Consider the following 21355-nt stretch of genomic DNA (forward strand, 5'->3'; position numbering starts at 1 on the left):
CCGTCAGTCCGTGCAGCAGTGCTTCGACGTGCCGGCCGGGACGTCGAGGGCCGGGTTCCGGTCGAAGAAACCGACCGGCTTCAGCGTGAACCCGGCGTAGTCGACGGGCATCACGGGCCAGTCCTCCGGGCGCGGGAAGTGGGTGAGCCCGAAGGTGTGCCACAGCACCAGGTCCTCGCCCTCGATGTTCCGGTCGCCGGCGACGAACGTCGGCAGACCCGCCTGTCCCGGATGCTGGTTGACGAAGTCGCCGGCCGGATACCGCTGCGCCGGGTCGTACTGCGTGACCCACAGGTGCTTGGTGGCGAACGCGGCGCGGGCGGCGATGGAACTCGACGGGTCGGCCAGCAGCACGGGCTGGCCCTCCGGGTGCAGTGCGTACCCGACGTTCCGCCCGAGCCGGTTCTGCTTGGTCGGGTTGGTGATGTGCCAGACCCGGGCCTTGGTGTTGTCGGCCAGCCTCTGCCCGTCGGCCTCCGTGGTGAGGGTGGTCTTGCGGCAGCGGAACGCGTTACCCCACGGGTTGTCCGGCCCCATCGGTTCGGGCACGGCGTCGACCTCCTCGACCGTGTTGACGTTGCCGTCGACCGCCATGTCCAGGCGGGCGGAGAAGAGGTGCTGGTGGAACGGCGCACCGAGCCCGGGAGCCATCTCGGTGGCGAATCCGTCCTCGCCGCGGTAGGCGGAGGTGAAGACGATGCCGGTGGCCTTGGCTTCGAGTTCGATGGTGCCGTCCAGGTAGAGGTACCAGTAGAAGCCGTAGTCGTAGTTGCCGATGGTGAGGAAGAAGGAGATCACGAGCCGGCGCGACCGGCGGGTCTCGGTCATGCCGTTGAACATGTCCGTGTGCTTCCAGAGGACGCCGTAATCCTCCTCGTGGAGGCAGATCGCGTTCTTCATCACCCGCGGGTCGCCCTTCTCGTCGGCGATGGTGACGTCGAAGTACCGGATCTCGCCGAGGCAGTCGCACCCGAGTTCCAGCGAGTTGGTGTAGCGGCCGAACAGGTATTCGCCCTGGTCGAAGTAGTTCTGCCAGTACCGCACCGGCGACGGGTCGGCGTAGGGCACGACCATCTCGGCAATGGATGCGCGGTAGATCACCGGCCGCTGCACGCCGTCGTCGGAGAACGACAGCTGGTGCAGGGTCAGGCCCTCGCGTACGTCGAACCCGAACCGGAACGTCCAGTCCGCCCAGGTGATCCGGTTACCGTCGACCGAGAAGCTCGGCCCCTCGGGCTGGGTGATCTCGATCGGCTTGAGGTCGGTGCGGGCCGGTTTCGCGTGCGGAGCGGCGTCCCATTCGCCGCGTTCGGCCGGCACGGGCAGCTGCATTTCGTCGACGACCTTCACCACCCGCTGCTCGGTGAGGTCGACGTAGGCGACGACCCCGTCGATCGGATGTGCCCAGGGCAGGTCGGCCCCGTCCTCCTGGTGGAACGCGAGCACGCGGACGATCCGGTGCCCCACCTCGTCCTCGTGCCCGAACACCCCGGCCGACAACGGAACCGCGCGCACCTTCTCCGGATCGATGCCGCGCGCAGCCATCGCCGCAATCCAGTCGAAGCTGGAAACGAGAAACGCTTCGATGTCCTCGAACTCCTCGTCGAGGATCGGGACATGCCCCTCGCTGGCGGAGTCGACGGCGACGGTGCTGAGGATCCTGCGTTCGGCGACGGACACGACGTGATCGGAGCCCACCCCGGTCGCGCGGTCGAGGAGAAGGACACGGGCACGGCGCTCGATGTGCTCCCCCGGCCTGAACGCCAGGACCGCCGACTTGTGCGGTTCCTCGAGCCCGACGTAGACGAACCGGACGTGCTCGGTCACCAGCCCCTCCGCCGATACCGTTTCCTTGACGGCGGTGATCTCCTCGGCGGTCAGAGGGGTGAGCGGGTGGTCCGGTGCGGGCGTCGATGCCGCTTCGGTGAATTTCGTGGTGGCAGTGCTCATCGTGCGATCTCCTTGTCGCTCTCGGTTTCGGTCGTGGCGGCGGTCGCGATGCCGCCGGAATGGTGGTGATGTCGTGCAGCGTCGGGGCGGAGAACAGCCACGGCCGCTCCGCCCGCGAACGTCCCGGCGAGAAGAACGCCGATGACGGCGGCGAGGGTGCCGGATCCGCCCACGAGCAGCGGCAGGTTCGCGATCGTCATCGCGAGCAGAGCGCTCAGCCCCGCGAGGCCCAGCACCGGCGCGATCAGCGTGGGCCACGGCCTGGCGTCGACCCGGGATCGCCGGAAGAAGACGAGGACGGCGATCGACGTCAGCGCCATCAGCGCGAGCACGCCGACGGACGCGACACCGGCGAACCAGGCGAAGACCTCGGTGACGGGATCGAGCCCGCCGACGGCCGAGGCCACGACGAGAACCAGGGCCGAGACCGTCTGCACGATCGAGGCCACGTAGGGCGACGCATGGCGTACGTGCGAGCGGCCGCATCGCGCCGGCAGTGCCGCGCTGTTGCCGAGCGAGAAGATGTAGCGCGAGAGCACGTTGTGGAAGGACAACAGCGCCGCGAAGAGACTGGTGACGAGGAGCACCTGCACGACGTCTCCCGCCGCCGCTCCCACGTAACGGGTGGCGGTCTCGATGATCATGCCCTCGGGGTTCTCGGTGGCCAGGACGACGGCACCCTCGTCACCCCACGCGCTGACCAGCGCCCAGCTCGACAGCGCATAGAAGCCGCCGATGACCACCAGGGCGAGATAGGTGGCCCGCGGGATGGTCCGGGCCGGATCGCGCACCTCGTCGCGGAAGACCGCGGTCGCCTCGAAGCCGATGTAGCCGGCGACAGCGAAGATCAGGGCGATACCCGGTGCGCCCGAGAAGAACTCGGACGGACGTAGCGCGGCGGTGGACAGCCCCTCCGCTCCGCCACGAGCGATCACCGCCGCATCGATCACCAGCACGATGCCGACCTCGCAGAGCAGCAGGACCCCGAGGACCTTTCCGGACAGGTCGATGTGGCGGTAGCCGAGAATCGCGACCGCCGCCAGAACGATCAGGGCCCAGAGATACCAGGGCAACTCGGGACCGCCGTGCGAGGTCACGAAGTCGCCGAGGGCCGCGCCGATGTATCCGTAGACGGCACCCTGGACCGCGGTGTAGGACAACAACGCCAGGAACGCGGACCCCAGTCCGACGTGCCGGCCGAGTCCGTGGGTGACGAAGGTGTAGAACGCCCCCGCCCCGGGCACGTGCTTCGCCATCGCCGTGAAGCCGACGGCGAAGAAGAGCAGAACCACCGTGCAGACGACGTACGAGGCGGGGTACGCGGCCCCGTTTCCGGCGGAGATACCGAGGGGGACCGTGCCGGCGATCACGGTCAGCGGGGCCGCGGCCGCGACCACCATGAAGACGACGGCGCCGGGGCCGAGGCTGCCGGACAACCGGTGGGCGGGGGGTTCGTGTGCGCGAGCGTTGAGGGTCATCGGTGCTTCGACTTTCGGGAGAGGGAGTGCGCCGCCGGTTTCGTGCCGACCGCCGGAAGAAGCGTGCGCCCGGAGATTGTCGGTGCGGTCACCGCGGCGTCACGGTTCGTCGACGGCAAACGAGAAGGTCGGGGCGCCGGGTTCTCGTTCGACCTCGCAGGGGTACGGACGGCGGTGCCCACACAGTGCCGGGCACCGCCCCGACCGGTCACAGTGCGATGTTGACCGACTTGGTCTGGGTGTACTCCGCCAGGGCCCCCTCGCCGAGTTCACGCCCCCAACCCGACTGCTTGTATCCCCCGAACGGCAGTGCGGTGTCGAACGCGTTGTGGCAGTTGATCCAGACCGTGCCCGCCTTGATCTCCGCGGCGACCTCGTGGGCCCGGGACACGTCCCGCGTCCAGACACTCGCCGCGAGGCCGTAGGGCGTGTCGTTGGCGGCGGCGCGAACTCCCTCCTCCCGGTTGAAGGGCACTGCGACGGCGACCGGGCCGAAGATCTCCTCCCGGTACACGTCGAAGTCGCTGCGCACGTCGACGAGGAGCGTCGGCTCGACATAGAAGCCGCTGTCGCCGTGCCGCTTTCCTCCGGTCAGGGCACGGGCGCCGTCTTCGAGTCCGGCGCGGAGGTAACCGGACACCTTGCCGAGCTGCTCCTCGGAGATCAGCGGACCGATATCGCTGGTGGGATCGAGTCCTGGGCCGATCTTCTGCGACCGTGCGAATTCCGCTACACCCTGGGTGAATTCGTCGAAGATACGATCCTCCACCAGCAACCGCGTCCCGGCGGTGCACGCCTGACCGTGGTTGAACAGGAATCCGCCGGCGACACCGGGGATCGCGGCCTCGAGGTCGGCGTCCGAGAAGACGACCTGAGGGCTCTTGCCACCGAGTTCGAGCGAGACCTTCTTCAGGTTCCCGGCCGCGGCGCCCACGATCTTCTTGCCGACCTCGGTCGAGCCGGTGAAGGCAACCTTGTCGACGTCGTGATGGGCCGACAGGGCCGCACCCGCGTCCCCGAAGCCCGTGACGACGTTGACGACGCCGTCGGGCACCCCGGCCTCGGCGGCGACTTCGGCGAGCAGCAGTGCTGTGAGCGGGGTCTGCTCCGCAGGCTTGAGCACCAGAGTGTTCGCGCACGCCAGCGCAGGGGCGAGCTTGAAGGCGGCCATCACCAGCGGAAAGTTCCACGGCACGATCTGGGCGCACACACCCACCGGCTCGCGGCTGGTGAACGCGTGGAAACGAGCGCCCGGAGCCCACGGAACCGACACCGGGACGGTGCGGCCCTCGATCTTGGTCGCCCAACCGGCGTAGTAGAAGAAGATCTCGGCCGCCCAGGTGACGTCGACCGCCTTCGCGACGACCACCGACTTGCCGTTGTCCAGGGACTCGAGCTGGGCGAACTGGTCCGCCCGGGCCAGGATGCCCTCGCCGATCCGCCACAGGATGCGCTGGCGCTCGGCCGGGGTCAGGCGCCGCCACGGCCCCTCCTCGAAGGCCCGGCGGGCAGCGGAGACGGCGCGGTCGACGTCCTCGGCGCCGCCGTGCGGCACCGTGGTCAGCACCTGCCCGGTGGCGGGGTCGACCGTGTCGAACCGCCGACCCGAGGCCGACTCGACCCACCGGCCGCCGATCAGCATCTGCTTCGGCGACGAGAGGAAGTCGACCACCTCCGGGAGCAGGCCGGTGGCCGATTGCGCAACTGCAGTCATGATGTCTCCGACTCGTGAGAGAAAGTGAAAAAGACTCGGGTACAGTCGTTTCGGCGTCGAATCGCCGGTCTCCGTCGCTGTGACCCGAACCCACGATAACCACACGATGTGGCCGGAGTCACCCCCGATTCCGGATGGAAATCGCGCGGTGTCCGATTCTCATTCGACTGCGGCCCAGACCCTTTCCCGATTCTCGTTCGACTTCTCGACCGCACCCCAGGTGACGGCCGCACGAGCACCGGCGGTCCCTCTCGATCGCGCGCCGAACGGCCCGTCGTTCTCATTCGAGTGACCGAAAATTGATGTGCGATCGGTGCAGCGCACTGCGTGCCTGCGCTACCGTGCACCCCACGGGATCGTCCGGCGGCAGACGCTCGACGTCCCCTGGCGAGTGTGGAAGCAGGTGCAAGGTGTCCGGTACACCACAGATCAGAGGTACTTCGCCGGTGGCCGGCCTCGAGCGCGGCCGCCTCACGTTCTTCGAGGTGCTCGCACAGTCCGTCTCGGCCGTCGCCCCTTCGGCGGTGATGGTCACCCTGCCGGCTCTCGTCATCCCCGAAGCCGGGCGCGCGGCCATCCCGGTGTTCGTCGCGGCGGCCGTCCTGATGGCTGCCGTCGGATACTGCATCGGGCAGTTCGCCACCCGCATGGTCGCGGTCAGCGGCTTGTACAGCTACACGGTGAAGGGACTCGGCCCCCGCCTCGGGTTCGCGGGAGGATGGTCGCTGCTGATCGGCTACGCGGCCGCCGCCATGGCCAGCACGGTGGGGGCCGCGAGCTATCTGGCATCGCTGCTCGAACGGATCGGGTTGCCGGCCGGACCGTCGACGAGCGCGGTGCTCGTAGGGGTCGTCGGCGCCGTCGCCCTGCTGCTGATGGTCCGCGGCGTCCAGCTCTCCGCCCGCATCATGCTGGGCGTCGAGGCGTTCGCCATCGTCGCCGCCTCGGTCGTCCTGGTGATCGCGTTCGCCGTGTCCGTCCGGGACGGCGACCCGCCCTCGGCGCCGACCGGAACGGGTTCGGAATCCGCGATCGGCTTCGCGCTCCTGCTGGCGATCACCTCGTTCGTCGGCTTCGAGAGCGCCGGAACGGTGGCACGCGAGGCCCACAGCCCGCTGATCAGCGTGCCGCGCGCGATCAGGTGGACGCCGATCGTGCTCGCGGCGCTCTACGTGTTCGCCGCGGCGATGCAGTTGCCGGAGTCCGCGAGGGAAGGAGTCGGCTCGCTCCGGATCGTGCTCACCCTCCCGGACACCGCCGGGAGCGGGTCGGCGGTGCTGGCGGTCCTGATGGAACTCGGCATCACCGCGTCGTGGTTCGCGTGCGTCATGGGCTCCACCACCGCGCTGTCGCGCACCCTGTTCGCGATGGGCCGTGAGGGCGTCGCCCCGGCGATCGTCGGCCGGGCCCACGCCCGGTTCCACACGCCGCACGTCGCGCTGGCCGTCGCGATGCCTGTCGTCGTTGTCGTGCCCGTCGTCTTTCTGGCGGCGACCGGCTCGAACCGCGACGTCCTGATCGGACTGCTGGCCCTCTCGGCACACGGGTACGTCCTCGCCTACATCCTCCTCTGCGTCGCGACGCCCGCCTTCCTGCACCGGATCGGTGAGCTGACCCGTCTGCCGCTGGTCATCGGCGCGCTCACCGCCACGTGCCTGGTGGCGCTGATCGTCTGGGCGGCTGCGTCGGGGGTCTACGTGGCGGGCGCGATGACCGCCGTGTACGTGGTCCTGATGCTCCTCGGGGTCGCGCTGCTCGCGGTCCGGCTGCGGCGCGCCCCGGACGTCGCGGACCGCATCGGCGTCTACGACGAGACCGTCGCCGGCGATCTGCTCGGCCGGCACCGCCCTTGGCAGGTGCGGCGGTGAGCCCCGCGGACGGCACCCTGTCGGGGCGGCAGCCGAAGGCGGTGATCAGCGCCCTGCGCGCCCTCGAGGAAGTCGCCCGAGCCGGGGCCGGGGTCACCGCCAAGGACATCGCCGCACACCTCGCACTGCCGCCGGCGACCACCTATCGGCTCCTGAACCTGCTCGCCGGAGAAGGCTACGTCGTCCGGCTGCCCGATCTGTCCGGCTTCGCACTCGGGCGCAAGATCGGCGTACTGGTCGACGCGGCCGTCGTCCCCACCGTCTGCACAGCCGCACGTGACCTTCTCACCGAGCTTCGGCTCACCGTCCGCTTCGGCGTCCACCTGTTCTACTACACCGACACGGCGCTCCGCCTCGCCGACGCCGACCCCGAATATCCACCCCGCGCCGACGAGGCCCTCCTCAATCGGCATCTCCAGGCGAGCGCCGTCGGCAAGCTGCTGCTCGCCGAGAAGAACGACCTCGACACCGTCCTCCCCCGGTGGGAACCACATGCACTCACCGGCCGCACGATCGTCGTGCGCAGCGACCTGCTGCGTCACCTCGAGGAAATCCGCGACCGGGGTTTCGCCACCCAGCTCGGAGAACTGCGCGACGACTCCGCGTGCCTCGCCGTTCCCGTCCGCTCCGCCACCGGCACCCTCGTCGCGGGCCTGGCCCTGTCCGGCAGCATCGACCACCAGCACCTGCTGCTGCGCCACCTCGACTCACTCCGAGAGCACGCGCAGCAACTCGTGCCCCTGCTCACCTGAACGGGACGTCCACGTCGGGTCCCGCCGCCGGCCCGGACCGGGTTGCTACGTGGACTGCGCCCACGAATCCCGATTCGACACCAGACCGAGCCGGACCGCGCGCACCACCGCACACACCCGGTTGGGGGCATTCAATTTGCGCAGCAGATGCTCCACATGAGTGTTGACCGTGCTGCGCGACAGCTGCATTCTCTGCGCGATCTCGCGGTTGGACAGGCCGGCGCTCACCAGCTCGAGAACTTCCAGTTCTCGTGGGGTGAGGGCGATCTCTTTCTGCCGCCTGAGCGAGTCCACCGACCAGGCGGCGTACTCCCGAGCATCGCTCAGCGCCGTCTTGACCCCGTGGGGGACCGAATCGCGCGCCACACTGACGTGCAGTGCCCCCACCGCGACTCCGGTGGGGGACGTCAGCACGACGGAGGTGCCTTCGGAGAATCCGGCAGGGCCGAACACTTCGCGCACCGAGTAGGTCTGACGATACGACGGGATGTCCCGCCAGGTCAGTATCGCGGAGGGCTCGGCCCGAACCGCCTGCATGCCCGGATCCTCGTCGACGAAATCGGTGACGAGGTAGTCCAGGGTTCGGGCGTCGTATCCACGGCTGGCCACCACCGCGTGCCGACCGTCCGCCACGCGTGTCACGGCAGCCGCCGCGCATTCGAGCTGATCGGTCATGTACCGGGTGAGCCCGGCCATGCGATCGACGGCGTTCTCTCCCAGCAACACCGAGATCAGTCCACTGAACACGGGTACGACCATTGCTCGACGATAGTCGAATCCCGTGCCCAGTGGAGTCGAATCCTGTTACCGGACAGATACGTTCCGGTTCCCGCGCCCGTTTCCCCGCCCGGTCACAGTTCCGGGATGCGGTCCGCCCAGGGGCGAGCGCGTTCGAAGTTCGCCGCTGCGCGCAGTACCGCGGCGTCGGCATGGAGCCGTCCCGCGATCTGCAGTCCGACCGGACGCCCGTCCGAGGTGAATCCGGCAGGGACGGTGACGGCCGGCGTCGTCAGCATGTTGTACGGATAGGTCATCAGCCAGCCGAGCAACTGGGAGCGCAGAGACGCCCCCGCCAGCCGGCCGGGAGCGAACTGTCCCAGCGGATGGGCCGCTTCACACAGCGTGGGCGAGACCAGCAGGTCATAGCCCTGCATGAACGACGAGAACGTATCCCACATCCGGCCACGGAACAGGTCCGCCCGCCCGACATCGACACCCGTGAGACGCTCTCCCTCACGCATCAATTCGACGAGATTGTCGTCGACCTGGCCCTGCCACTCGTCCCAGTCGATCATGTCGTGTTCGGCCGCGAAACCGGGAACCCAGATTCCGTGCCACATAGCTTCTTCCGGATCTCCCCAGCCGGGCGTCGCTTCCTCGACCCGGGCACCGAGGTCTTCGAACACCCGAACGGCCTGCGCGCAGATCGCCGCCACCTCCGGATCGACCTCTGCGAAGCCCAGATCCGGTGACCACGCGATACGCCACCCGGCGATGTCCTTCTTCGTCTCGGCGACGTAGTCGGTGGCCGAGGCCGGCAGACTGAGCGGATCGGATTCGTCGGGTCCGGCGACAATACCGAGCATGAGGGCATTGTCTTCGACCGTGCGGGTGATCGGACCGTGGTAGGCCCAATGGTAGAAGCGACCGCCCAGGATGGTCTGCGGCACCCGCCCGGTCGAGGGCTTGAGTCCGACCACACCACAGAGCGACGCAGGAATGCGCACCGACCCTGCTCCGTCGCTGCCTTCGGCCAGCGGGCCGAGACCGGCCGCGACGGCGGCGGCAGCTCCGCCGCTGGAACCTCCCGCGCTGTATCCGCGCTTCCACGGATTGTGGGTGGGACCGAACAGGTGGTTGTCCGTGCCGCCGTAGTACCCGCTCTCCGGTGTGTTGGTCTTGCCCAGGTAGAGACCGCCTGCGGCTTTCAGCCGCCGGACGATCACCGCGTCGTGGTCGGCGATGTTGTCCTTCATCGGCACCATGCCGAACGTCAGGGGCCGGCCCGCCACGGCCGTCAGATCCTTGATCGTGAAGGGCACTCCGTGCAGAGGTCCGACGGACTCGCCGTCGACCAGTTTCGCATCCAGCGCGCGTGCGTCCGACAGGACCTGTTCGCGATCGAAGTCGACGATCGCGTTGATCGCCGGGTTGACGTTGTCCACGCGCCCCACGAAGTGCGCCGCGACTTCGCTCGCGCTGATCCGTCCTCGGCGAACGTCGGTCGCGAGTTCGGCTGCGCTGAGCCAGGAAAGGATATCGGTCATGGTTGTCTCCGTGAATCGCAGGGTTCCGGTCGAGCTGGCTCGACCATAGGAACCCGGCGATCTCGCCGACAATCGGTCAACTTACCGATCTTTCGTGATCACTCGCTGATCTTCTTCGCTCCCAGGATGTCCTGCAGCAACTCGATCGCCACTTCCTCCGGTTCGCGCCGCGTCGACGGGTCGCCCGGGGTGGCGGCCTCGGCGAACATCTCCTCCTCGTCCTCGGCGGTGACGTCGGCCGGGCTGATCCGCGGTGACTCGTAGTCCGGCTCGGGACCGGGGTCGTCAGGGTAGTCCGGCGCCTCGGGCGGCGGGATGTCGTCGACCTCGGGACGCGACGGAACCGGCGGCGCGCCGGGGGACGTCACGTTCGGTTGCGGGGCGGGCTGCGCCTGCCGGGCCTGGCTGGGCCGGGAGAACCGAGGCTGACCGGAAGGACGCGACCCCGCTTGCGCTGTGGCGGGTTTCGCAGCGGTGGGGGGTGTCGCCACGCCCTGCACGCAGGTCACCTCGAAGTCCACCCCGAACACCGCCCGCAGAGCGTCGGCGATCACGGCGGCGTTGCGCGGTTCGACGAGCCTCTTGACCAGGGGGGCCGAATCGTGACCGAGCACGATGCGGCCCGCTTCGACGCTGCGGACCGTGGCGCCGGACAGCATGACCTCGACGGTGCGGCTGCGCTCGCGGACCTTGGTACGGACCTCGGACCACACCGCGCGAACGGCGGCGGCGTCGGGCCCGGCGGCGGGCGCCGGCGCCGGTTCCGGTGCGGGCGCCGGCTCCTGCTCCTGCTCGGGTTCCGGCGTAGGTGGCGGTGCAGGCTCCGGTTCCTGCACGACGGGACGCGGTGCAGGCTCCGGTTCGCGCACCGGTGGGGCGGGCGTCGGCGGCGGCACGGTCGTCGGCGCCGCGGCGGCCGGTCGCGGCGCCGCCTGTGGAACAGGGGCCGGCTCGGCCGCAGGCTCGGGAACGGGCGCGACCGTGGCCGGTGCGGCTCGTCGCTGCGAGGGTCGCTGGAAACGGGCGGCCGGCTCGTCGGGAACGATCGGCGGCGTGGGCGCGGCCGGCGCCGGAGCGACGGTCCGCGGGGCGGCGCCCTGCGGTGCCGCGATGCCGCTTTCGAGGCGCTCGAGACGTTGCAGCACAGCCGATTCCGAACCCGACGCGGCGGGCAGGAGCATCCGTGCGCACATCACCTCGAGGAGCAGGCGCGGGGCCGTGGCACCGCGCATCTCTCCCAGACCGGAGTGCACGATCTCCGCGTACCGGGTCAGGGTGGCGGGACCGATCCGGTCGGCTTCCTCCCGCATCCGTTCCAGCACGTCGCCTGGGGCGTCGACGAGACCGCGATCGGCGGCGCCGGGCACCGATCGCATCAGGATGAGATCACGGAGCCGCTCGAGCAGGTCGACTGCGAACCGTCGCGGGTCGTGGCCGGCATCCATCACCTTCTCGACGGTCCCGAACAGACCGGCACCGTCGCCGGCGGCGAGGGCGTCCACGGCCTCGTCGATGAGGGCGACGTCGGTGACGCCGAGCAGCGAGAGTGCACGGCTGTAGGTCACGCCCTCCTCGCCGGCGCCGGCGAGGAGCTGGTCCATCACCGACAGCGAGTCGCGCGGCGAGCCGCCGCCCGCCCGGATCACCAGCGGGTAGACGGCGTCCTCGACCGGCACGTTCTCCTGCGTGCAGATCTTCTCGAGCAGCCCGCGCATGACGGGGGGCGGCAGCAACCGGAACGGGTAGTGGTGGGTGCGCGAGCGGATCGTCGGCAGCACCTTCTCCGGTTCGGTGGTGGCGAACACGAAGATCAGGTGCTCCGGCGGCTCCTCGACGATCTTGAGCAGGGCGTTGAAACCCTGCGTGGTGACCATGTGGGCCTCGTCGACGATGAAGATGCGGTACCGCGACTCGGCCGGCGCGTAGAAGGCGCGGTCGCGTAGTTCGCGGGTGTCGTCGACGCCGCCGTGGCTGGCGGCGTCGAGCTCGATGACGTCGAGGTTGCCGCCACCGCCGGGACCGAGCGCCACACAGGACCGGCACGTCCCGCACGGCGCCGACGTGGGGCCCTCCGCGCAGTTCAGCGAGCGGGCCAGGATCCGGGCCGAGGAGGTCTTGCCGCAGCCGCGCGGGCCCGAGAACAGATACGCGTGATTGATACGGCCTGCGTCGAGGGCGATGCTCAGGGGCTCGGTGACGTGCTCCTGACCCACCACCTCGGCAAAGGTCGCCGGTCGGTACTTACGGTAGAGGGCCACGCGCCGAGACTACCGGCGCCGACCGACAGCCCGGCCGCGTGGTTGCGGCGGAGCGATGCGGGTATCCGGGGCCATGACCGAAACACGACCGTTGGCCCTGGTGACCGGAGCGTCGAGCGGAATCGGCCTGGAACTCGCACGACTGTTCGGCCGGGACGGATACGACCTCATCCTGGTGGCCCACTCCGATGCCCTCGACGCCGCCACCCGCGCTCTCGCCGCCACCGGCGCCGCCGTGATTCCGGTGCGCGCCGACCTCCGGACGGCGACGGGCGTGGAGGAGGTGTGCGCCGCCCTGACGGCGACCGGCCGGCCGCTGGCCGCCGCGGCGCTCAACGCCGGTACCGGACAGGGTGGCCTGTTCGTGGACACCGGCCTCGACGACCAGCTCGAGGTGGTGGACGTCAACGTGCGCTCGACCGTGCATCTCGCCAAGTACGTCCTCGACGGCATGGCCGGGCGCGGCACCGGCCGCGTGCTGATCACGTCGTCGGTGGTCTCGGAGATGCCCGGGCCGTACCAGGTGGTCTACAACGCCTCCAAGTCGTTCCTGCAGTCGTTCTCCGAAGGCCTGCACGAGGAGCTGCGCGGGACCGGGGTCACCGTCACCGCGCTGATGCCCGGCGCGACCGACACCCCGTTCTTCCGCAAGGCCGAGATGGCGGACGCGCCGATCGCCCGCGGCCCCAAGGACGACCCGGCGAAGGTCGCCCGCAAGGGCTACGAAGCGATGCTGAAGGGCAAGCGGAAGGTGGTGGCCAGCTCGCCCATGTCCAAGGCCATGGCGGTGACGGCGGCGGTGACGCCGGATTCGGTGAAGGCCTTCCTCCACCGCTTCATGGCCGCGCCGGCGTCCGCGCCTCGCTAGCCGTGGCAGGTGTCTCAGAGGTTGGGCAGCGCCCAGCTGAGGAACACCACGCCCACGAGGATGCCGAAGATGCCGGTGAGCATGCCGACGAGGGCATCGAGGGACTTCGCCTCGTCGGTGAACACGGCGGGTCGGCGGGTGGCGGCGATGCCGGTCCCGACGGCGGCCGCACCGAGCAGAATGCCGAAGCCGAACGTCCAGAAGGTCACAATCGACAGGGCGCCGAGCATCAGCGCCAGATCGGCCCCCTTGTCCTCGACTGCCTCACGCAGCGACGACAGCGCGGGGAGGTCGAGGCGGGAACGGCGCGGCCCGGAGGGGATGGGAGTGTGCAGGACGGACATGGTCTTTCGGATCCTCGTCGGCGATGGCGGAACGGTGCGCAGCATCCGGTGACGGACTCGTACGGAACCTTCTGCAGGACAAGGATTCCGGGGTGGATGAACGGTCCGGCGACCGCCGCTCGATGCGGCCGGGAACAGATACGGCACACGGCATCTACTCCTGAATCGACCTCACTCGTCGGCCCGGCTGCTACGCGGGACAGATTAGCACTCACCGAACCCGAGTGCTAACGCAGCGGTGGCGCGCGGTTCGCATGCGCAGCCGATCCGGCTCCGCGACAGTACAGTTCCTCCATGGGATCGGGGAGCACGGTAAAGACGTGGGCGGTGGGCCTCTCGATCGTCGCCGCGACGATAGGCACGGCCGGCACCGCTGCCGCCGATCCGGATCCGGGCGCGCGGGTCACCACCGACGGCACGGCGCTGCGGCTCGACGGGCAGCCCTGGTGGCCGACCGGCTTCAACGCCTACCAGCTGGGCACGAACTGGGCGGTGAATCGGGGCTGCGGCGCCATGGTCGATCTGGATGCGTACTTCGGCGCGCTGCCACCGGATTCGCTCACACGCTTCAACGCCTTCCAGGCCCTGGCCGTCGACCGGTTCACCGGCGAACTCGACTTCGGCCCGCTCGACGCCGTGTTCGCCGCGGCGGAGGCTCACGGTCAACTCGTCATCCCGGTCCTCGCCGCCCAGGACGGCGCGTGCGAGGACGAGGCGTTCAAGGACCGGCAGTGGTATGTCGACGGGTGGACGGAGCCGGTCGATCACGAGCGTGCCGTGCTGAGCTTCCGGGACTGGGTGACGACGGCGGTGACGCGGTGGAAGGACTCCCCGGCGCTGGCTGCATGGGAACTCGTCGGCGAACCCGAGACCAGCATGTGCACCGACGCGGCGTGCTCGTGGTGGCTGCGGCAGTGCCCGCCGGACGCGGCCGCCGTCCTGCGCGGGTTCTTCGACACGGCGGGGGCGCAGGTCCGCGCGATCGATCCCCGCACCCTGATCACCGCGGGGCTCACCGGCGGCGGGCAGTGCGGCACGCAGGGCGACGAGTACGCGCTGGTCGGGTCGTCGCCGTGGGTGGACGTCGTCCAGTACCACGACTACGGCGCCGACGGGGTCCCCTTGCCCGGCGACCAGTGGAACGGCCTGGCGCGCCGCATCGCCCAGGCCCAGCAGATCGACAAACCGCTGCTGGTGGCCGAGATCGGCGAGCCGGCGGGCTGGTGCGGCGCCACAGCCGACCGCGCCGAGCACATCGCGACGAAGATCGAGGGACAGCAGGCAGCCGGCACCGCCGGGGCGCTCATCTGGGCATTCGTGCCCGATCCCCGGCCGGACTCCTGCACCTACGACGTCGGCCCCGACGACGAATTGTGGGACGTGATCGAGGAATTCGGAACCACGGGCGCATCCGACGGGCCCATCCCGAACACCGGATAGCCGGGGCCCGCGCGCGGCGAGACCACCCGTCCGGTCGGCCGGCCGGCCTGGATCGCCCACCGGTTCAGGCGCAGTGGTTTGGCATCTCCCCGGTCCGGGTACAGGAGGGCGATCACGGCCCGGCGTCGCCCTCACCGGCACCCGCCGGAAGGTGACACGGAGAAGAAATCGCACCGCGCGGCTGGTGCCGTCGCCGGGCGGCGACCAGGACTGAGGAGGGTCATGACACTCGACTACGACACCCGCAAAGAGCTCGACACGGACGAGCTGACCACCCCGACGCTTCCGGCGGTGAGCGAGACCGTGGAGCCGGACGACGGCGACATCGCCGAGTTCTTCGAACTCCCCGGCGCCGACCTGTCCGGCGAGGAGCTCACCGCCCCGGTCGTCCCCCGGCGGAACGACGAGTTCGTCTGCGACAGCTGCTTCCTCGTCCACCACCACAGCAGGCTCGCGCCGTCCGACGACGGCACGACGCGCTGCCGGGACTGCAGCTGACAGGCCTCGACGGAAGGCGCGGAACGAGAACAACTTTCCGCCGAGGTGTAATCCTTCGCGGGACGGGGTACCAGTAGTTGCGACCACGCCGGCGACGGCGGGTGAAGACCGGAGGGGATCGACGAGATTCCCGAACGAAGGGAAGTGGAGCGTGCTCGGACTCGGAATCATCGGATGGATCATCATCGGCGGCCTCGCCGGCTGGATCGGTAGCAAGATCATGAAGACCGACGAACAACAGGGCATCCTGCTGAACATCGTCGTGGGCGTCATCGGCGGCCTGCTCGGCGGCTTCCTGCTCAGGCTCTTCGGCGTCGATGTGGCGGGCGGCGGCCTGATCTTCAGCTTCCTCACCTGCCTCCTCGGTGCGGTGATCCTGCTGTTCCTGGTCAAGGCCGTCACCGGCCGCCGCACGGTTCACCACCGGTAATCTCGCGGCCCCAGTCACACGCGCAGCGGCCTCCCGTCGCCCCGCTCCGGGGCACGGGAGGCCGCTGCGCTGCGCGGGCCGGATCCGCGCCGGGCGTGTCGGCCGTCATCCGCTGCGAAAACGGGACCTTTCCGGCATGCTGGCCGGGTGGATGGCGCGTGCGGTGAGCGTGGCGGTCATCCGGGGGAACGCCGCCGAGCGACGAGAGGGACACCGATGGACGACACCGCAGCAACGAGGGCACGCTCCGCCACCGCGGGCCGCACCACGCAGCAGACCCCCGAGCTGTCCTCGGAGGACCTCGCCGCCGTCGTGGAAGCGCTGACCGGCCGTCCGGCAGACATCCCGGAGTCGGAACCGGCCCCGAAGCGACGCCGGTCGACCCGTAAGAAGACCTGAGCCCCGGCCGCCGACCTCGTCGGTCCCGTAGCGGGCGAACCTCGCGAACACCGCTCCGCGGCACCGCCCGTGCGCGGCTACCGGGACACCCTCGCGGTCACTTGTCCGAAATGACCGTTTCCGTAACTCGCTCGCAACACCCGCGCCGCGTGGCAGAAACCGGCCCGGCACATCGTGGATACCCGGCGCACCGAGAACCGTGCGCGTGAGGAGAATCTGCCGTGTCACCCACGATCGACGCCGGGGCCACCGCGTGGCTGCTGGCGAGCACCGCCCTCGTCCTGCTGATGACCCCGGGTCTCGCCCTGTTCTACGGCGGGATGGTCCGCTCCACCGGCGTCCTCAACATGATCATGATGAGCTTCGTGTCGATCCCGCTCGTCACGGTCACGTGGCTCGTCGCGGGCTACACGCTCAGCTTCGACGACGATCTCGGCGGCGGAGTGCTCGGTGGATTCGCACACCTGGGGATGAGCGGTATCGGGCCCGACACCGTCCACGGCCAGGTGCCGGAACTCCTGTTCGCCACCTTCCAATTGACCTTCGCGATCATCACCGCCGCCCTCGTCAGCGGGGCGATCGCCGACCGGGCCAAGTTCTCCGCCTGGATGCTGTTCGTGCCGCTCTGGGCACTGCTCGTGTACGTCCCTGTCGCCCACTGGGTCTGGGGACCCGACGGCTGGATCGCGCGGCTCGGCGTGCTCGACTACGCGGGTGGGCTCGTCGTCGAAACCGTCTCCGGAGCGTCCGGTCTGGCCCTGGCACTGGTGCTCGGACCGCGACTGGGATTCCGTTCCGAGTCCATGCGGCCGCACAACCTTCCGATCGTCCTGCTCGGTGTGGGCCTGCTGTGGTTCGGCTGGTTCGGATTCAACGCCGGCTCCGCCCTGGCCGCCGACGGCAAGGCCGCCGCGGTCTTCCTCAACACGCTCGTCGCCGGGTGCACCGGCATGCTCGGGTGGCTGTTCGTCGAACAGCGCCGCGACGGGCACCCCACCACGTTCGGCGCCGCCTCGGGCGTCGTCGCCGGGCTGGTGGCGATCACCCCGTCGTGCGGCACCGTCGATGTTCTCGGTGCGCTCGTCGTCGGCGCGGTGGCCGGCATCGTCTGTTCGTACGCGGTGGGCTGGAAGTTCCGCCTGGGCTACGACGATTCGCTCGACGTCGTCGGCGTGCACCTGATGGGCGGCATCGTCGGCACCGTTCTCGTCGGCTTGCTTGCGACCGCGGTGATGACCGACGGCCCGGAAGGATTGCTGTACGGCGGCGGCTTCGCCCAACTCGGCAAGCAGGTCCTCGCAGTGCTGGTGGTGGGGTTCTATGCCTTCGGCGTGTCCTACGGCCTCGGCAAGCTGATCGACCGCACCTTCGGCTTCCGGGTCAGCAAGGAGGACGAGGCGTCCGGTATCGACCTGGCTCTGCACGCCGAATCCGCCTACGAACACGGCGTGCCCGGGCACGGGGCGATCGGAGGGGTCAATCCGCTGCACTCGGTCTTCCCGCCTCAGGCACGAGAAGAGGCCGTGCACGGCGACGACGAGCGCTAGCGCGGCTCACGTCTTCTTCGCGGCCGCCTTCGACGCCTTCTTGAACTCCCGGACCTCCTGCAGGGTCTGTGCATCGACGACGTCCGCAATGGACCGCCGCGCCCCGTCCTCGCCGTACTCCCCCGCAGCCTGCCGCCAGCCCGCCGGCCGCACCCCGATCTGCTTGCCCAGCAAGGCGAGGAAGATCCGGGCCTTCTGGTCGCCGTAGCCGGGCAGGGCCTTCAGGCGCTTCAGCACCTCCTTGCCGTCGGGGCCGCCGCTCGTCCACAGGGCCGCCGCGTCGCCGTCGTAGCGGTCCGTGATGTCGGCGCACAGCGCCTGGATCCGCTTGGCCATCGATCCAGGGAACCGGTGCACGGCCGGCGGCCGGGCGCAGATCGCGGCGAACTCGTCCGGATCGGCGTCGGCGATGCGGTGCACGTCCAGACCACCGAGGCGGTCGGCAAGCTTCTTGGGTCCCGCGAATGCGGTCTCCATCGGAACCTGCTGATCGAGGAGCATCCCGATGAGCAGGGCGAGCGGGTCGGCGGCGAGCAACGCATCGGCGTCGGCATCACCTACGAGGTTCAACGTCGGTGCCATGCTCACGATCCTCGCATCCACGGGAGTCCGGCAGGTGAACTGCGTCGCTGTTCGACGATCAGCCCCGGCCGCCCAGCGCGAACGCCACCAGGCCATCAGCGCCGCGAGCAACGGGCGGGGTAGGTCGTACCGGAGCCCGACCAGGGCACCGGCGAACAGGGGCACCGCAGTACCCAGTCCGTACCAGAGGGCGCTCAGCACCGGATCACTCTACGACGGCAGCGACGAGACATGTTGCATGCCAATACAGAACACTTCCGTCCGCGACGGCGGTCACCCGCGTCGGGCGCCGCAGCCGTCCCGGTGTCGACGTCCTCGACACCCGCGCGGAACGACCTTCGCACCGGCGCCCGGCAGCGTCCTGTCGCGGCGGCAGAGCGAGCGGCCGCCGCCTCACCACTGCCCGGAACCCGGCTCCACCTCGAAGCGCTCGCGGTAACGTCTTTCCGCCTCCCACAGCACCTTCGGGCTCAACCGGGCGTGCGGGCGGATGTCGATCACCAACGGCTCCTGGTCGAGGCCGCGGCCGACCATCGTGCCCTCGAGCAACCACAGGAAACGCCCGTCGGTCTCGTCGCAGGCGGCGTACCGGTGGAGCCGACGCGCAACCCAGTCCTCGACAGGACGCCGCCACCACGGTTCCGGCGCGACGGGAAGGACGGACCACCCCGGCAGGGTGAGATTGGCCGCCCGATCGCGCGTGGGACCGTCCGCAGCGTCCGCCGCCGGCCCCCGGGAAAAGCGCAGGTAGAGGAGCGGATTCCCGGCGACGAGCGCAGCGAGCTGGTCGAGGCCGGTGATCACCTGCATGTCGTCGGGATCGGGATACATCTCCTCGCGCAGCATCATCGACGCGTCTCGTCCGGCCGTCAGCTCGGGTCCGGCACCGGACGAGGCGAGGACCGCCGTCGTCGAATCGGCTCGCCGGTGGCCACGACGGCTCCCTTCGTCGACGGTTCCGGTGCGAGCTCCGCAGGACACCCGCTGACCCGCACGATACTCCCGAATCCTGGTCCGGCCGACGCAACGCGATCGCTGCAGTGGATCGCACGAGCGGGCATGCGTGCGACAAGCGCGCCGTCCGCGACGGCGTGCCGGAGTATCGTTCGGATATGCCACTCCACGGCGACGAATCGGAGTACACGCGCGTTCTCGAAGACGTCCGGGACCTCGTTGCACACGCGATCGTTGCGGGGAATTCCGCGGAGAGCGTCCGGGAGTTCTGGCGCGAACAGATCGACCGGTACGTCGAGGACGCGGCGGCCTCGGACCGAATGTGACACGGGTTCGACCGTAGTGGTGTGATATTCGGCCGCGCGGCCGGCGCGCAATCGGAAGGGGAGCGGATGGCTCAGGCCGGCTCGGGCGTGAGGATCGCGCTCGCGCTCGTCACGGCGGCCGTGGCAGGCGCGGTCACCGCGGCGACGCTTCCCGTGGGGCCGGTCACGACGGTCCACGCGCTTCTGGTGATGACGTCCGGCCTGCTGCTCGGTGCGGTCGGTGGCTGGGCCGGGCGCTCGGCCTGGATGGTGGTTCCGCTCTTCCTCGCCTACGGCATCGCCCTGGAGATCGTCCGGCTGGACGTGTCGGTACCGACGATCGACGACGTGCGGATCGACTCGATCTACGGCGTACTGGCGCTGGCAGTGAGCCGGGGCCTGCATGCGATCCTGCTGGTGCTGCCGATGCTGGTCGGTGCCCGCCTCGGGGTCGCGCTCACCCGACGGCGTGCCGGGACCCCACCCGGTCCCCGTCGAGGACTCGTGCTCACCTCGGTCCTGGGCGTGCTGACGCTCGTACTGGCAGCCCTGGTCGTCCGGCCGGCCTCCACACCTCCCGTGCTCGGGCCCGAGGGGCAGCCGGTGGGAGTGGCGGCTCTCGAGACCGTGTCCCTGGGCGGCGACGACCACGCGCTGATGATCCGCGCCGCGGATCCCGGCAGGCCTGTGCTGCTGTACCTGTCGGGCGGCCCCGGCCAGTCCGACATGGCGCTGGCACGCGCCCTGGCGGAGCCGTGGGTGGACGACGTCGTGTTCGCAACCTACGACCAGCGCGGCAACGGCAAGTCCTACGGCGCGCTGTTCCCGACCGACGAGACCACGCTGGAGCGGGCCGTCGCCGATACCGTCGAGGTCGCCGAGTATCTCCGGGACCGCTTCGACGAGGACCGGATCTACCTCATGGGTGAGTCGTGGGGCACGATCCTCGGTGTCCGCACCGTGCAGCAGCGCCCCGACCTGTTCGCCGCGTACCTCGGCAGCGGGCAGATGGTGAACGTCCGGGAGACGGACCGCCGGATCTACCGCGATCTGCAGGAGTACGCGACCCGGACGGGTGACACGGACCTCGCGGCGACCCTGCAGGAGATCGGAGAGCCGCCGTATGCGGACATCCCGTGGGCGAACGCGCAGGTACTCGCTGCCTACGACTACCTCTACGATCCGTACGAGCCGGCGGCGGGGTATCGCGCGCGGGGCGAGTCGAGCGGCCTGGACGGCTTCGGGATTCTCGGCACCGAGTACTCGCTGATGGACAAGGCGAACGTGCTGCGAGGGCTGATCGACACCTTCACCGTGATGTATCCGCAGATCCAGGACGTCGACTTCCGGCGGGATGCGACCCGGCTCGAGGTGCCGGTGTACATCCTCGACGGGACGGCCGAACTCGACGGGCGCCGGGAACTGGTCCTGGAATGGTTCACTCTGCTCGACGCGCCGGAGAAGAGACTGATCACGTTCGACGACGCTGCCCATGCGGTCGCATTCGAGCAGGCCGACGCCGTGGAGCAGCTGCTCCGGGACGACGTGATCCCGAGAACGTCCGGCCGGTGACGACGTGGTGGGCAGCAGGTTCTCCACCGGTTGTCCACGACTTGTCCACAGAGTTGTCCACAGGTGGGGGATACGCTCGGCCCCGGCCGTCGTGTGACGACCGGAGCCGAGGGACGGAACTACTCGCCG

19 protein-coding genes are annotated in these 21355 nt (G+C 69.7%); 10 read left to right on the forward strand and 9 right to left on the reverse strand.

All coding sequences use genetic code 11. The annotated features are described in order from the left end of the window. Window positions 1-3 precede the first annotated feature (3 nt). From G6038_RS17380 to G6038_RS17390, 3 genes are all read right to left on the reverse strand, one after another. The gene (locus G6038_RS17380) at window positions 4-1950 is read right to left on the reverse strand and encodes a primary-amine oxidase (RefSeq protein ID WP_165039061.1); all 1947 of its coding nucleotides are present in this window, start codon (window positions 1948-1950) and stop codon (window positions 4-6) included. Further along, on the reverse strand, window positions 1947-3428 hold the full coding sequence (locus tag G6038_RS17385; RefSeq protein ID WP_165039062.1) for an APC family permease: 1482 nt from the start codon (window positions 3426-3428) through the stop codon (window positions 1947-1949). The genes G6038_RS17380 and G6038_RS17385 overlap by 4 nt, the downstream gene beginning before the upstream one ends. 208 nt (window positions 3429-3636) lie before the next feature. Beyond that, entirely contained in the window at window positions 3637-5142 is a 1506-nt protein-coding gene (locus G6038_RS17390) for an aldehyde dehydrogenase family protein (RefSeq protein WP_165039063.1), read from the reverse strand. A gap of 446 nt (window positions 5143-5588) precedes the next feature. Between G6038_RS17390 and G6038_RS17395 the strand changes: the two genes are divergently transcribed. Next, the gene (locus G6038_RS17395) at window positions 5589-7010 is read left to right on the forward strand and encodes an APC family permease (protein ID WP_165039064.1); all 1422 of its coding nucleotides are present in this window, start codon (window positions 5589-5591) and stop codon (window positions 7008-7010) included. Beyond that, the gene (locus G6038_RS17400) at window positions 7007-7762 is read left to right on the forward strand and encodes an IclR family transcriptional regulator C-terminal domain-containing protein (RefSeq protein ID WP_165039065.1); all 756 of its coding nucleotides are present in this window, start codon (window positions 7007-7009) and stop codon (window positions 7760-7762) included. The genes G6038_RS17395 and G6038_RS17400 overlap by 4 nt, the downstream gene beginning before the upstream one ends. Window positions 7763-7807: 45 nt before the next feature. Here G6038_RS17400 and G6038_RS17405 read toward each other — a convergent pair whose 3' ends face one another. The 3 genes from G6038_RS17405 to G6038_RS17415 all read right to left on the reverse strand — a co-directional run bounded on the left by G6038_RS17405 (window position 7808) and on the right by G6038_RS17415 (window position 12287). Further along, entirely contained in the window at window positions 7808-8521 is a 714-nt protein-coding gene (locus tag G6038_RS17405; RefSeq protein ID WP_165039066.1) for a response regulator transcription factor, read from the reverse strand. 92 nt (window positions 8522-8613) lie between these two features. Beyond that, window positions 8614-10029, reverse strand: coding sequence for an amidase family protein (locus G6038_RS17410; RefSeq protein ID WP_165039067.1), 1416 nt, complete (start codon window positions 10027-10029; stop codon window positions 8614-8616). Between the two features lie 98 nt (window positions 10030-10127). Further along, window positions 10128-12287, reverse strand: coding sequence for a DNA polymerase III subunits gamma/tau (locus G6038_RS17415; RefSeq protein WP_165039068.1), 2160 nt, complete (start codon window positions 12285-12287; stop codon window positions 10128-10130). A 73-nt stretch (window positions 12288-12360) separates the two neighbouring features. Between G6038_RS17415 and G6038_RS17420 the strand changes: the two genes are divergently transcribed. Next, complete coding sequence (locus tag G6038_RS17420; RefSeq protein WP_165039069.1) at window positions 12361-13155, forward strand: SDR family NAD(P)-dependent oxidoreductase; 795 nt, start codon at window positions 12361-12363, stop codon at window positions 13153-13155. A 14-nt stretch (window positions 13156-13169) separates the two neighbouring features. Here G6038_RS17420 and G6038_RS17425 read toward each other — a convergent pair whose 3' ends face one another. Further along, a complete protein-coding gene (locus tag G6038_RS17425; protein WP_165039070.1) occupies window positions 13170-13499 on the reverse strand; it encodes a hypothetical protein in 330 nt (109 codons plus the stop codon). 294 nt (window positions 13500-13793) lie between these two features. On the opposite strand from G6038_RS17425, the gene G6038_RS17430 reads away from it, so the two are divergent. The 5 genes from G6038_RS17430 (at window position 13794) to G6038_RS17450 (ending at window position 17813) form a co-directional block, all read left to right on the forward strand. After that, complete coding sequence (locus tag G6038_RS17430) at window positions 13794-14939, forward strand: beta-mannosidase (protein WP_165039071.1); 1146 nt, start codon at window positions 13794-13796, stop codon at window positions 14937-14939. 222 nt (window positions 14940-15161) lie between these two features. Next, window positions 15162-15437, forward strand: a complete 276-nt coding sequence (locus G6038_RS17435; RefSeq protein ID WP_165039072.1) for a DUF4193 family protein — start codon at window positions 15162-15164, stop codon at window positions 15435-15437. 151 nt (window positions 15438-15588) lie between these two features. Then, window positions 15589-15867 carry a GlsB/YeaQ/YmgE family stress response membrane protein gene (locus tag G6038_RS17440; RefSeq protein WP_165039073.1) on the forward strand — a complete coding sequence of 93 codons (279 nt, stop codon included), beginning with the start codon at window positions 15589-15591 and terminating at the stop codon, window positions 15865-15867. Window positions 15868-16083: 216 nt separating this feature from the next. After that, window positions 16084-16266, forward strand: coding sequence for a hypothetical protein (locus tag G6038_RS17445; protein ID WP_165039074.1), 183 nt, complete (start codon window positions 16084-16086; stop codon window positions 16264-16266). A 221-nt stretch (window positions 16267-16487) separates the two neighbouring features. Then, on the forward strand, window positions 16488-17813 hold the full coding sequence (locus G6038_RS17450) for an ammonium transporter (RefSeq protein WP_165039075.1): 1326 nt from the start codon (window positions 16488-16490) through the stop codon (window positions 17811-17813). 6 nt (window positions 17814-17819) lie between these two features. On the opposite strand, the gene G6038_RS17455 is transcribed toward G6038_RS17450, so the two are convergent. Both G6038_RS17455 and G6038_RS17460 read right to left on the reverse strand, forming a co-directional pair. After that, window positions 17820-18395 carry an HhH-GPD-type base excision DNA repair protein gene (locus G6038_RS17455; protein ID WP_165039087.1) on the reverse strand — a complete coding sequence of 192 codons (576 nt, stop codon included), beginning with the start codon at window positions 18393-18395 and terminating at the stop codon, window positions 17820-17822. A gap of 393 nt (window positions 18396-18788) precedes the next feature. Next, window positions 18789-19241, reverse strand: coding sequence for a DUF6098 family protein (locus tag G6038_RS17460; protein WP_165039088.1), 453 nt, complete (start codon window positions 19239-19241; stop codon window positions 18789-18791). Window positions 19242-19507: 266 nt separating this feature from the next. On the opposite strand from G6038_RS17460, the gene G6038_RS17465 reads away from it, so the two are divergent. Together G6038_RS17465 and G6038_RS17470 are read left to right on the forward strand one after the other, a co-directional pair. Further along, on the forward strand, window positions 19508-19675 hold the full coding sequence (locus G6038_RS17465) for a hypothetical protein (RefSeq protein WP_165039076.1): 168 nt from the start codon (window positions 19508-19510) through the stop codon (window positions 19673-19675). Window positions 19676-19741: 66 nt separating this feature from the next. Continuing rightward, complete coding sequence (locus G6038_RS17470) at window positions 19742-21226, forward strand: alpha/beta hydrolase (protein WP_165039077.1); 1485 nt, start codon at window positions 19742-19744, stop codon at window positions 21224-21226. The last annotated feature ends 129 nt before the right edge of the window (window positions 21227-21355 follow it).

This window comes from Rhodococcus sp. 14C212 (assembly GCF_011058195.1).
In the GTDB taxonomy this organism is placed as follows: Bacteria; Actinomycetota; Actinomycetes; order Mycobacteriales; family Mycobacteriaceae; genus Rhodococcus; species Rhodococcus aetherivorans.